The 12,697-nt window shown below is 70.9% G+C and carries 11 protein-coding genes; 7 read left to right on the top strand and 4 right to left on the bottom strand.

Annotation, left to right across the window (positions count from 1 at the left end; translation table 11 throughout):
• Positions 1 to 169: 169 nt before the first annotated feature.
• Positions 170 to 1,663: a helix-turn-helix domain-containing protein gene (locus tag ACIBK5_RS34045; protein ID WP_399025712.1), complete on the bottom strand. Its 1,494-nt coding sequence runs from the start codon at positions 1,661 to 1,663 to the stop codon at positions 170 to 172.
• A 136-nt stretch (positions 1,664 to 1,799) separates the two neighbouring features.
• On the opposite strand from ACIBK5_RS34045, the gene ACIBK5_RS34040 reads away from it, so the two are divergent.
• From ACIBK5_RS34040 to ACIBK5_RS34020, 5 genes are all read left to right on the top strand, one after another.
• Positions 1,800 to 2,420: an L-threonylcarbamoyladenylate synthase gene (locus ACIBK5_RS34040; protein ID WP_399025710.1), complete on the top strand. Its 621-nt coding sequence runs from the start codon at positions 1,800 to 1,802 to the stop codon at positions 2,418 to 2,420.
• Positions 2,421 to 2,613: 193 nt separating this feature from the next.
• Positions 2,614 to 3,369 carry a dienelactone hydrolase family protein gene (locus ACIBK5_RS34035; protein WP_399025708.1) on the top strand — a complete coding sequence of 252 codons (756 nt, stop codon included), beginning with the start codon at positions 2,614 to 2,616 and terminating at the stop codon, positions 3,367 to 3,369.
• 122 nt (positions 3,370 to 3,491) lie between these two features.
• On the top strand, positions 3,492 to 4,337 hold the full coding sequence (locus ACIBK5_RS34030; protein ID WP_399025706.1) for an MHYT domain-containing protein: 846 nt from the start codon (positions 3,492 to 3,494) through the stop codon (positions 4,335 to 4,337).
• 46 nt (positions 4,338 to 4,383) lie between these two features.
• Positions 4,384 to 5,889 (top strand): metallophosphoesterase family protein, encoded by a 1,506-nt coding sequence (locus ACIBK5_RS34025; protein WP_399025704.1) that lies wholly within the window; start codon positions 4,384 to 4,386, stop codon positions 5,887 to 5,889.
• 85 nt (positions 5,890 to 5,974) lie between these two features.
• Positions 5,975 to 7,123: an LLM class flavin-dependent oxidoreductase gene (locus ACIBK5_RS34020; protein ID WP_399025702.1), complete on the top strand. Its 1,149-nt coding sequence runs from the start codon at positions 5,975 to 5,977 to the stop codon at positions 7,121 to 7,123.
• Here the strand turns inward: ACIBK5_RS34020 and ACIBK5_RS34015 are convergent.
• The 3 genes from ACIBK5_RS34015 to ACIBK5_RS34005 all read right to left on the bottom strand — a co-directional run bounded on the left by ACIBK5_RS34015 (position 7,024) and on the right by ACIBK5_RS34005 (position 10,158).
• On the bottom strand, positions 7,024 to 7,449 hold the full coding sequence (locus ACIBK5_RS34015; RefSeq protein WP_399025700.1) for a peptidoglycan-binding protein: 426 nt from the start codon (positions 7,447 to 7,449) through the stop codon (positions 7,024 to 7,026). The genes ACIBK5_RS34020 and ACIBK5_RS34015 overlap by 100 nt on opposite strands.
• 106 nt (positions 7,450 to 7,555) lie before the next feature.
• Entirely contained in the window at positions 7,556 to 8,530 is a 975-nt protein-coding gene (locus ACIBK5_RS34010) for a TauD/TfdA dioxygenase family protein (protein ID WP_399025698.1), read from the bottom strand.
• Positions 8,531 to 8,619: 89 nt separating this feature from the next.
• Entirely contained in the window at positions 8,620 to 10,158 is a 1,539-nt protein-coding gene (locus ACIBK5_RS34005; RefSeq protein ID WP_399025696.1) for a glycoside hydrolase family 32 protein, read from the bottom strand.
• 163 nt (positions 10,159 to 10,321) lie between these two features.
• On the opposite strand from ACIBK5_RS34005, the gene ACIBK5_RS34000 reads away from it, so the two are divergent.
• Positions 10,322 to 11,731, top strand: a complete 1,410-nt coding sequence (locus ACIBK5_RS34000; RefSeq protein ID WP_399025694.1) for an extracellular solute-binding protein — start codon at positions 10,322 to 10,324, stop codon at positions 11,729 to 11,731.
• Entirely contained in the window at positions 11,728 to 12,684 is a 957-nt protein-coding gene (locus ACIBK5_RS33995) for a carbohydrate ABC transporter permease (RefSeq protein WP_399025692.1), read from the top strand. The genes ACIBK5_RS34000 and ACIBK5_RS33995 overlap by 4 nt, the downstream gene beginning before the upstream one ends.
• Positions 12,685 to 12,697 lie beyond the last annotated feature (13 nt).

Below are 12,697 nucleotides of genomic sequence, written 5' to 3'. Positions count from 1 at the left end.
CGGTCGTGCCCCCGCGGTGCGTTGAACTTACGTCCATGGCAGAGGCCTTGTGAACCGCGCCGATGCCCGTTGCGCACTCAACAAGGCTCACCCGTGCACAGCTGAGTCCGGTTGGCCCGGTTTCGTCCCGCCTGGACCTGGCCAACCGGTTGCCCCAGAGGCAAACCGGTCAGCCGTGGCGGCGGAAAACCGGCAGGTCGAGGTCACCGACGGCCAGGTGGGCGAGCACGACCTCGTACAGGTCGGTGCCCGCGGCCAGCAGCTGGCGCTCCAGGACGGGTTCGGCGCTGCGGACGTGCTCCCGCACCGTCTGCGCGTGCACTCCCAGGGTCTGCGCCGCCCGTTCGGCGTTGCCGCCGGCGGCGATCCAGGTGCGCAGGGTCCGGCGCGGGTTCCTGGCGTCCGCGTCCAGCCGGCCCAGCAGGTCCTGTGCCCAGGTGCGCACGGCGGGCCCGGACAGCAGGTCGGAGAACCGGAGTCCGGGGTTGCCGGTGTCGCCCGCCGGGTGCGCGTCGGGCAGGCCGATCTGGGTGTTGAGCGCCAGGTGGACGACGGCCCGGACCGTGAGGTCGGCGAAGTCCGTGCCGAGCAGGCCCTCGACGCGTTCCATGCGGGCACGGACGGTGTTGCGGCTGACGCCGAGGACCTTGGCGGCGTTGACGGCGGTGAACTCCAGGCCGAGACGGCTGGTGGCGAGCAGTTCGGCGCGGGTGTGGTGCGGCAGGGTGTCGAGCGGGCGCAGCACGCGGGACGTCCAGCCGCGCAGCGCCACCGGGTCCATCAGGCGTTCCGGGTGGGTGCGCTCGGCGTACACGGCCGTCTTGTCGGGCCGGAAGTGGGCGACTGCGAGGGCGCTGACGGCCTGTCCGTACGCGGTGGCGGTCCGGGCCAGGCTCTGCCGGACGCTGCCGCCGAGGAAGAGGTCCGGGTGCCGTCCCACCAGTGACCGCAGGGCCTCACGCGTGGCGTCACGGGGGCTGACGACGATCACGTGCCCGTCCATGGCCGGGCAGCGCACGACCAGGGCTTCCTCGCCGGTGCTGTCCAGGCACTCCTCGGCGATGCGGTCGCGTACGGCGGGGCCGGACTCGACCACGTAGACGCACGCCGTCTCGGCGTCGAGCAGCCCGGGCCAGAGCCCGGCGGCGACGCGGCGGGCGGCGACGGTGTCCTCGACCATGAGCAGCTGGAGGATGGCCAGGCGCAGGTCGGAGGTGGCCCGCCGGAGCCGGTGCCCCGCCGCGGTCGACTCGCGCGCCGTCAGCAGGAGCTCGATCACCTGGGCGGTGCGGGTGACCACGTCGGAGGCCCGCCGGTCGAAGGGTGCCTCGCGGGAGACGGCCAGCACGCACGCGTGGGAGGGGTGTTCCACCCGGACCAGGCGCAGGTGGCGTTCCCGGCTCTCCCAGGCCGCGGAGGCGATCCGGCCCGCGGTGATGTCGGAGACGAGGTCCTCGTCCAGCGGCAGCCGGTTCCCCGCGATGAGATTCCCGGCGGCGTCCTCCAGGGCCACGGATCCGCGCACGGCGCCGGCCAGCCAGGCGACGACCCTGCGGACGTCGCGTCCCGCCGGGCGCAGATGCTCGAGCAGTTCCTCCGCCCACGCCGGACCCGCGCCGGCCTGCGTCTCCTGCTGCCGGTTCCCGTCCTCTCGGCCAGCCACCTCGGCCTTCCCCTCGCTTCTCGCACCGCCTCCGGCGCACCGGTCGGGGACGTTACCTCACGTGTGCCACGCACTCATCCCGGGCCGAGACCCCACCCTGCGCCACCGGCCCTCGCGGGCGGCATAAGCTCGGCAGATGGCCAAGTACTACGACGTGCACCCCGACAACCCCCAGCCGCGCACCATCGGCCAGATCGCCGACAGCATCCGCGCGGACGCTCTTGTCGCCTACCCCACGGACTCCTGTTACGCGCTGGGCTGCCGCCTGGGCAGCCGGGACGGCATCGACCGGATCCGGTCGATCCGCAAGCTGGACGACCGGCACCACTTCACCCTCGTGTGCCAGGACTTCGCGCAGCTCGGCCAGTTCGTGCGGGTCGACAAGGACGTGTTCCGCGCGATCAAGGCGTCGACGCCCGGCAGTTACACGTTCATCCTGCCCGCCACGAAGGAGGTGCCGCGCATGCTGCAGCACCCCAAGAAGAAGACGGTCGGCGTCCGGATCCCGGACCATGTCGTCACCCAGGCCCTGCTCGCCGAGCTCGGTGAGCCGCTGCTGTCCAGCACGCTGCTGCTGCCCGGCGAGGAGGAGCCGATGACGCAGGGCTGGGAGATCAAGGACGAGCTCGACCACGTCCTGGACGGGGTGGTCGACTCCGGCGACTGCGGCACCGAGCCGACGACGGTCATCGACTTCTCCGGTGGGGAGGCGGAGATCGTGCGGCACGGCGCGGGCGACACCACACGGTTCGAGTAAAGGGCACGCCAAGGGCCGTTCACGGTTGAACCGTGTGCGGGGGGTGGGCGAAATGCCCCGGGAAAGCGCGTGTCACGATGCCCCTGATCCGCCCGGTCACGCGGACGGGTCCCTGGCCGGACCCCGCAGGTCCGGCACCTCGCGGGTCCGAGACCCCCGCAGCCCCGACACCCCGCAGAGAGGCAGCCCAGCCATGACCGCCGTACAGGGAACCGAAGTCGACATCCCCACCGAGGACGGCACCGCGGACGCGTATCTGACCCGCCCCGGCGACGGGGCCGCCCATCCGGCGGTCCTGCTCTACATGGACGCCTTCGGACTGCGTCCGCGACTGCGGTCCATGGCCGACCGGCTGGCCGCCGAGGGCTACGCCGTGCTGGTGCCCAACGTGTTCTACCGGCACGGTCGCGCCCCGCTGTTCGAGCTGCCCGAGTTCATCGACCCGGGGGCGCGTCCGGAGATATTCGAGCGCATCATGCCGGTCATGCAGACCCTGACGCCCGACGTCGCGATGCGGGACGCCGCCGCCTATCTGGGCTGGCTGGCCGGGTCTCCCGCGGTGGCGGACGGACCGGTCGCACTGACCGGCTACTGCATGGGCGCTCGCCTCTCGCTGCTCACCGCTGGCACCTACCCGGAGCGGGTCGCGGCCGCGGCCGGCTTCCACGGCGGGCGCCTGGCGACGGACACACCGGACAGCCCGCATCTGGTGGCCGGCAGGATCACCGCCGAGCTGTACTTCGGCCACGCCGACCAGGACCCCTCGCTGCCGCCGGAGCAGATCGAGCGGCTGGAGGAGGCCCTGACGGCGGCGGGCGTCCGCCACCGCTGCGAGGTGTATCCGGGCGCGCCCCACGGCTTCACGCAGGCGGACACGGCGTCGTACCACCAGGAGGGCGACGAGCGGCACTGGGCGGCCCTGCTCGACCTCCTGAAGCGCACATTCTGACCGAAGTCGACACTCGATGAACGCAAGTTGTCGATCTACCGACGGTAAGGGCTTGCTTTCACGTGTCCACTGCACGTAAACCTTGCCTCCACACCAGCCAAGACTCTGGGGGGAGTTGGCTCATGGACGGCACGGTCGACGGGTTCCGCTACGGTGCGGTGACCCCGGTTGCGGCCTATCTGATGGCTTGCCTGGGAGGGGCACTGGGGCTGCGGTGCATCGTGCGCTCGCTGCTCGATTCGCGGTCCTGGAAGCCCGGCTGGCTGGCGTTAGGCGCCGCCTCCATCGGGTGCGGCATCTGGACGATGCACTTCATCGCCATGATCGGCTTCCACGTGGAGGAGACCCGGATCCGCTACGACGCGGCCACGACGGTGCTCAGTCTCGTCGTGGCCGTTGTCGTGGTCGGCATCGGCGTGTTCATCGTCGGCTACCGCGGCACGGGCCGCACGGTCCTGGCGGTCGCGGGTACCGTCACGGGACTGGGCGTCGCGACCATGCACTACCTGGGCATGGCGGCGATGCGGCTGAACGGCGACGTCGGCTACGACCCGCTCGGCGTCGCGCTGTCCGTGCTGATCGCCATCGCCGCCGCGACCGCCGCGCTGTGGTCGGCCGTCACGATCCGCGGTCTGCTGATGAGCCTCGGTGCGAGCCTCGTGATGGGTGTCGCGGTGTCCGGGATGCACTACTCGGGCATGGCCGCCGTCAGCGTCCATGTGCACGACGCGGCCAACGGGACGTGGGAGGGCGACTCGCCCATGTCGTTGCTGCTGCCGATGCTGCTGGGACCGGTCGTCTTCCTGCTGCTGGCCGGGGTCGTGGTGATGTTCGATCCGCTGCTGGTGGCGGGCGAACGGTCCTCCGCATCGCACCCGGGCACCAACGGCCGGGGCTCGACCGCCAACTCCGCCGCGTCGCAGGGTGGTTCGCGGCATACGGCGAATTGGCCCACCCGCAAGCGCTGAGCAACCCGCCGCGGACGGCCTCCGGATCGATTGTTACGGTGCATCGGTGTCTGACTCCTCACGCGATACCGCCGAAGGCGCCGGCTGGAACAGCACCGAACGCGGCGCGTACCAGCAGTTGATGCCGCGGCGGGCCGAGAAGATCTCCTGGCTGAACCCGAAGACGCTGTGGGCCGCCCGCAACGGCGTACTGGCCTCCTGGTTCGGCGACCCCACCGGCCGGATCCGCGGCCGGTGGGTGGCACAGCGCGAGGCCACCGGCGCACCGGCCGACAAGGTGATCCGGCGCGCGGAGCCGGATCGTTTCTCCTTCCTCGTCATCGGCGACACCGGAGAGGGCGACGACCCGCAGTACGCCGTCGTGCCGGGCTTTCTGAAGACCGGTCAGGACACCAGCTTCGCCGTGCTGGCCAGTGACGTGATCTACCCGGTGGGCAGCGCGGACGACTACGACACCAAGTTCTTCCGCCCGTACCAGGACTACCAGGCGCCCATCTACGCGATACCCGGCAACCACGACTGGTACGAGGACCTCGGCGGCTTCATGCGCGTCTTCTGCGACGACGCCCCGCCGCTGCCGCCCGAGCCGCGGCCGCGTCCCCTCAGCCGGGCCTGGCTGCGCTCCCTGCTGTGGCACAAGGCGCGTCCGGACGACGGGCAACACCTCGCCGAGGCCCGCAAGTTGCGCTCCTCCCCCGCCCAGCAGGCCGTCCAGCCGGGCCCGTACTGGGCGATCGACGCCGGACCGGTGCGGATCATCGGCATCGACACGGGCCTGCTGGGCACCCTCGACGCCGAGCAGGGCGCCTGGCTGCGCGAGGTCTCCCGGGGCACCCGCCCGAAGATCCTCGTCACCGGCTCGCCCCTGTACGTGGACGGCAGGCACGAGCCCTGCGCCATCGAAGGGGGCGGCACGGTCGACGAGATCGTCCGCGACCCGGCACACCACTATGTGGCGGCGATCGGCGGCGACATCCACAACTACCAGCGCTACCCGGTCCGGCTGAAGGACGGACGCACCCTCCAGTACGTGGTCGCGGGCGGCGGCGGGGCGTTCATGCACGCCACCCACACCATCCCCCGCGTCTCCGTCGCGGACGTCACCGAGCAGGACTTCCGCTGCTATCCGCTGCGCGGCGACTCCCTCGCCTTCTACAGCCGGCTCTACGGCCGCCGGCTGCGCATGCGCCGCTTCTTCACGCTCACCGAGGCCGAGGCCACGGCCGTGATCGCCGAGCGTCTCGGCATCCGGCCCGCCCGCTCGCCGGCCACCTCGACCCGCGTCACCCGGCGCGTCCGCCTGGTCGCCGGGCTGCTCGGCACCGGCCGCCGGCCCGACAAGGCCAAGCGGTTCCGGCTGCCCGTACGGAAGATCTACACGTCGCTGTTCTCACCGAGCTCAGCGACCTACAGCCCGCCGTTCTTCAAGTGCTTCCTGCGCCTGGACGTCTCCCCGGACTCGGTCCGCCTGCGCTGCTACGCGGCCACCGGCGACCGCGCCCAGGAACTCGCCCCGCCCATCGAGGACGAGGTGACGATCCCGCTGCGCTGACGCGGGCGCGGGGCGGCGGGAACAGGGCGGGCCATCGCCGGGTTGGCACATCCACACCCATTGAACATTCAATGATGAAGGGCCCGTGCCACCGACCTCACGACCGCTGCGCAAGCTGGGTTTCCTGACGATCGGACTGTTCGACGAGGCGGACCCACGCCGTGGCCACGAGTCGACGCTGGAGATCATCGAGCTGGGCGAGCGGCTCGGCTTCGACAGCGCGTGGGTACGCCACCGCCATCTCCAGTACGGCATCTCCTCCCCGGTCGCCGTCCTGTCCGCGGCCTCCCAGCGCACCCGCCGCATCGAACTCGGCACGGCGGTCATCCCGCTCGGCTGGGAGAACCCGCTGCGGCTGGCCGAGGACCTGGCCACCGTCGACCTGCTGTCCGGCGGCCGCCTCAACCCGGGCGTCAGCGTGGGCCCGCCGATGCACTTCGACCAGGTCAAGGGCGCGCTCTACCCGGACACCGCCGACACCGAGGACTTCGGCTACGGACGGGCGGAGCGGCTGCTGGACTTCGTACGGGGCGAGTCGGCGACGAGCTTCAGCGGGCGGGAAGGCTTCGAGGACTTCTCACGGCGGGTGCAACCGCACTCCCCCGGCCTGGGCCGGCGCATGTGGTACGGCGGCGGCAGCCTGCGCTCGGCCCGATGGGCGGGCGAGCACGGCATGAACCTCCTCACCAGCAGCGTCGTGAAGGCCGAAGACCCCGACGGACCCTACGACTTCGCGGAGATCCAGCTCTCCCACATCCACGCCTTCCGCGCCGCCCACCCCGACGGCGAGGCCGCCCGGGTCTCGCAGGGCCTCGTGGTCATCCCCACGGACTCGGCCTCACCCGAACAGCGCGCCCGGTACGAGGAGTACGCCGCCCAGCGCACTCCTCGTACGGCCGAACCCCAGGGCCCGGCGCGGCTGCTGTTCGCGCCCGACCTGGTGGGCACGTCGGCCGAGATCGCCGAGCGGATGCACGCGCACGCCGCCTTCCGTGAGGTGGACGAGGTCGCGTTCGCGCTGCCGTTCACGTTCGAGCACGAGGACTACGTACAGATCCTCACGGACATGGCGACGAAGCTCGGGCCGGCGCTGGGGTGGCGGGGATCAGCCTCGCCCTCGACAGGGACATCCCCTCAACAGAAGGGTGCGTCCGGCGCGTTGGCCCAGAAGGAAAGGAACGACCAGGTCTGGGATCCGACGCGCCCGTCGACGACGATGCCGGCACACCGCTGAAAGTCCTCTGTCACGGATTGCGTCACCCGGCCGAAGTCACCGTCCTCGTCCAGGCCGGCGCCGACGGCGTGATTCAAGTAGCACTGGGCTTGCTGGACCGCTGATCCGGACGACCCCAGGCTGAGGCCCGGTCGTCTGTTGGTGTAGTCGCATACGTCGTCCGGTCCTTGGGCCACGAGGGTTGCTGGACGCTTCAACTTGTGTGAGGCCTGAGCGCTGGTCGCCGCCGCGGAGGCAGGAGTGCCGTGCGATGCCGCGACAGCGGGTGGTCCTGCAAGGGAAATCCAGAGCGTCAGGGCCGCTGCAGCGGTGAGCACACGTCGCATCCTGGTCACCTCCGAGGAACATCCCTTCTCATCGTGCGCTTCCCTCACTCGGGCTGCATCTCGGGCTGGCGGCGCGGCTGCGCCCCGGCCGCCGCACCGGCGCGGGTCACCAACGCCCGGGTGCCGTCCCGGTGATCGGCTCCGACGCCTTGCCGTCCACCCCGACGGGCACGTCCCCCGCGAGCATCACCCGGTGCATGATCCGCGGGTGGTCGAGGTGCGCGGTGTCGCCGGGAGCCAGGTGCATGGTGGCGCGGTTGTCCCAGAACGCCACACTGCCGGGCTCCCAGCGGAACCGGACCGTGTACTCGGGCCGGACCGCCTGCTCGAGCAGCAGGTCCAGGATCGCGCCGCTCTCGGGCCGGGAGAGACCGGCGATCTGCTCGACGTAGTAGCCGTTGACGTAGAGGATCCGCTCCCCCGTCTCCGGGTGGACGCGCACCAGCGGGTGCAGGGAGGCGACCTGACGGTCCAGCAGGTGGCGGACGTACGCGTCGTCGCCGGGCCGGGGCTGGTAGCCGACGCCGAGCCGGTGCTCGGCCCGTAGCCCGTCGATGAACTCCCGCAGCGGCGCGGAGAGTCCCGCGTACGCCGCCGCCAGGTTCGACCAGGTGGTGTCGCCGCCGTAGGGCGGTACGGTCTCGGCGCGCAGGATCGTCGCGGCCGGCGGGTCGACGCGGGCGCCGTGGTCGCAGTGCCAGCCGCGCAGCAGGGTGTGGCGGCGGCGCCGCAGCCATTCGTCGTGCTCCATGCCGAACCGCCCGCCCAGTTCGAGACGGTCGGCGGTCGTCTCGATCTCGGGGAAGTCCGGCGGCGAGGCCTTGCCGCGCCGGGGCAGCACCACGGTCTCGCCGAACCGGCGCGCGAACGCCACATGTCCGGTGTGGTCCAGCCGCTGGCCCCGGAAGAACACCACCTTCCACCGCAGCACCGCCGCCCTGATCGCGGCGATCACGGCGTCGTCCGGGTCCACGGCCAGGTCGACGCCGCTGATCTCGGCGCCGATGTGCCCGGCGACCGGATTCACCTCCACCCCGGCGTCCCGCGCCGCCTCGTCCGTGATCGGGCCGTCCGTCGTCATGAGCGCTCCGCTGGGTCGTGGGCGTGTGTCTGCCGTCCCGAAGATCGTGACAGTGATCTCAGCCCGGGGCGACACCGCCCCGACGCCCCTCACACCGTGAACTCCCGGACCACCGTGTTCCGGAACACCGCCTTCCCCTCGACCGTGAAGAGCGCGAGCCCCGCGTCGACCAGGTAGGGGAAGGCCGCCGAGGAGTGCGCGTACCGGCCGTCGTCCACGAACATCTCCACGGACGTACGGTCGACCAGGATCCGCAGCTTCACCGAGCGCCGGGCCGGGTCGAAGGGGCTGTGGCTCTCCTGCCATCTGCCCGACATGTCGGGGGACACGGTGGCCCGGCGGTTGAGGTAGGCGTAGTCGCGGTGGACGCCGGCGTCGATGTGCCGGACGCCGTCCGGGGAGCGCCGCAGCTGCACTCCCGCGCCCGTGAGCTGGTCCCAGGTGATCTCGCAGGTCAGTTCGTAGGCGGTGCCCCGGTAGTCGAGGAGGCGGGTGCCCTCGACCTCCAGGTCGCCGAGCCGGACCGTGCGGGAGACGTACCGGTCGAGAGCGGTGACCGGCCGGGACGCCAGGTGGTAGGTGCCGTCTGCGCCGCGCTTCAGCGTGATCTCGCGGACGATCGAGTCGGTGCCGTTGAAGCCGTCGCTGTCGATGGTGGGCGTGATCTGGGCGTAGTCCCAGTTGTTCAGCCAGCCGATCGCACAGCGGGTCTCCTCGTCGAGCGTGCCGTCGGCGCCGCGCTTGTCGAAGGTGACGGCGCCGTACCAGTCCCAGCCGTGGTCCAGCCACTGCGGCTCGGACACGTCGGCGGTGAAGGCACTGCCGTCGAAGGAGCCCGTCCAGTACGCGTAGGTGTTCGGCAGCCCGGCGGCCTTGCCGTTGGCACTCACACCGAGCACCCATTTCACCGTGCCGTCCGCCGCGCGGATCCGGAACAGGTCGGGGCATTCCAGCACACCGATGCCGCCCCTGACGAAACCGCTCACATACCTCCATGACCGGAGGTCGGCAGAGTGGTAGAAGCCCACCTTGTCGTTCTCGGCGAGGGTCATCACCCATCGGCCGCGTTCCTCGTCGCGGATCACCTTGGGGTCGCGGAAGTCGCGCACTCCGGGGTTGGGCAGCACCGGATCGGTGCCGTGCGGGGTGAACGTACGGCCCCCGTCGGTGGAGTAGTACAGGTACTGCGCCTGGTCGGCGGGTCCGTCGTGCGGGGACATGGTGGCCAGGACGACGACCGCTCCCGCCCCGAAACCCGCCGTACCGCCGCTGTCGACCACCGCCGAGCCCGACCAGACATCCCCGTTGGGGGTGGTGTCCTTCGGCACGGCGATCCCCCGGTCCGTGAAGGAGACCAGGTCGGTGCTGGTGGCCAGCCGCCAGGCGGTGCCGATCTCACCGGTGAGGTAGTCGGCGTTGTGGAGGTAGTAGTAGTGATACGCGCCGTCGATCCAGACCGGCCGCTGCGGGTCGTTCTTCCACTGCTCGGGGACGGTGAAGTGGTACGCCGCCCGGTAGCTCACCGCGGCCCGCCGGGGCCCGGCCCCGGCCGAACCAGCCGGCAGTAACGCGCCGGCCGCACCCACGGCCGACCCGGCGAACAGCGCTCTCCTGGTGATCCCGCCCATCACACACCTCGTTCCTCTCGTCGGAAACGGCGGCTCATGGGACCAGGACTCTCGGACCTAACTCGTTAAAGGTCAAGCGGTCGCACGCCTTGACAGGTACGCGCGCCGCTCACATCATCTGGGGCATCAACCCTCGACTAACACGAGTTAGGCCCCATCCACGATGACCGACTCGCACCTCACCCGCCGCACCCTGCTGCGGTACGGCGCCTATGGCACGGGTGCCGCCGCCCTGGCCGGCACCGCCGCGAGCTGGGACCGGCTCACCGGAGCCGACATCCCCGGCCGCGACGACGGCTCCCTGGTCGTCGCCACGCTGGGCCCCGCCTACGGGCCGGAGGCCATCCGCACGCTCCAGGACGGCTTCCGCGAGCTGCACCCCGACATCAAACTCCGGATCAACGCGGTCCAGGCCGTCGACTGGTCGGACTTCTTCGCGAAGATCCTCACCCAGGTCGCCGCCGGCACCGCCCCCGACCTCGTCTACGTCGCCACCGAGGGCGTCCAGCTGTTCGCGCAGCGGCTCGGCGTGGCCCTGGACAAGTGGGTGCGGCGGGACGCTGCCGAGCTGAAGGAGTACTTCGCCGACGTCCACCCGTCGCTGGTGGAGTCGATGATGTACGAGGGCAGCCTCTACCAGCTCCCGGTGGAGTTCAACGCGGCCGACATGTACTTCAACCGGCAGGTGCTGCGCCGGGCCGGAGCCGACTTCCCGCCGGCCGACTGGACCCGCGACGACTTCACCACCCTGCTGCGGGACATGAAGGAGTCCGGCGGCTCACGCTTCACACCGTACTTCTGGACCAACCGGCTCTGGGGCGGCGTGGTGCCCTGGCTGTTCGCGAACGACACCAACCTGCTCACCGAGTCCAAGGCGCCCGGCGGGCAGTGGCTCTGGGACGGCTTCTATCCGGCGGATCGGCGCAAGGGCCGCGGCGGCGGCTTCCGCTGGACGACGCCGCAGGCAACCCACGACCGCGTGGAGGAGGTCTACGACTATCTCGCCTCCCTCATCCAGGACGGCCTGTGCACGCGCCCCGAGGGCGGCAACGGCCAGAACCTCATCGGCGTGTTCTCCACCGGCCGGGTCGGTGTCACACCGGCGGGCGGCTTCTGGGCGGGCGGCCTGCACCTGGCCGGCATGGAGCGGGACGGGTTCGACGTGCAGTACTTCCCGCGCTGGCGCACCCAGCGCATGCAGTACGGGGCGGCGGGCTACGCGCTGCTGCGCACCTCGAAGATGCAGGACGAGGCGTGGGAGTTCATCAAGTACGCCGCGAAGAAGGACACCCTGACGCGGCTGTTCGCCACGAACCAGACGACCCCGGCGCGCCGCTCGCTGCTGACCGCCGACCGCTACGAGAAGACGGGCCCGGAGCACTGGCCGGTCTTCTACGACACCCTCGACCGGTTCCCCGACACGGGCCCGATTCCGGCGCCGCCGCAGGTCGCGGAGGTCGAGCAGGTGCTGCTGAAGCACACCGGTACGGCCCTGGCCTCCCCGCGCTCGGTGCGTCCCGCGCTGCGCCGGATGCAGGGCGACCTGGAGAAGGCCATGGAGCGTGACGCATGACGAACACCCAGATACCGCCGGCGCGCGCCGAACGCCCCGCGGACCCGCCGGCCCCGGCGCCGAAGGGTCCCCCGGCCCGCGACCGTGGCAGCCGCCTGCTGGCCACGCTGTTCCTGACGCCGACGATCGTAGGCATCGTCGTCTTCACGGTCGTGCCGATCGCCGGCTCGGTCGTGCTGAGCCTCTTCCACTGGAACGTCATCGACTCGCCGTCCTACGCCGGGCTCTCCAACTACGGGGAGGTGTTCGGCGACGAGACCGTCCTGGTGTCCTTCCGCAACACGCTGGTGTTCATGGTGTTCGCGGTGGCACTGCAACTGTTCGTCGCGCTGGCCCTCGCGCTGACGCTGAACGGGCGGATGCCGGTGTGGCTGCGGTCGGTGTTCCGCTCGGCGTTCTTCTTCCCGCTGGTGCTGTCCGCAGCGTCGATCTCGGTGGTGATGAAGTACCTGTTCAACCAGGACTTCGGGGTCATCAACTGGCTGCTCGGCTTCGTCGGGATCGCGCCGGTGCCCTGGCTGACGTCGGAGAACGCGGCGATGGCGACCGTGGTGCTGGTCTATGTCTGGCAGCAGTTCGGCTTCTCGTTCCTGCTGTTCGTCGGCGGTCTGAACAACATCCCGAAGGAGATCCACGAGGCCGCCGCCCTCGACGGCGCGACCGGCCTGCGCAAGCACCTCACCGTCACCCTGCCGCTGCTGTCACCGACGCTGCTGGTCGCCTCGGTGGTCGGCATCATCAACGCGCTCCAGGTCTTCGAGCAGCCGTACGTCCTCACCAACGGCGGTCCGGGCGACTCCACCCGCACGGTCGTGATGGTCATCTACGAGACGGCGTTCGAGCAGCTCCGCTTCGGTGAGGCGTCCGCGGTGGGTGTGCTGCTGTTCGTGCTGATCATGGCGGTCACGGCCCTCCAGTTCCGGCTCAGCCGGCGTTTCGTCCACTACCAGTGAGCCGGGTGAGTCC

This window comes from Streptomyces sp. NPDC050546 (genome assembly GCF_044457425.1).
In the GTDB taxonomy this organism is placed as follows: Bacteria; Actinomycetota; Actinomycetes; order Streptomycetales; family Streptomycetaceae; genus Streptomyces.
Note: the sequence above shows the minus strand (reverse complement) of the source record. Positions and strands in the feature narration are given on the sequence as shown.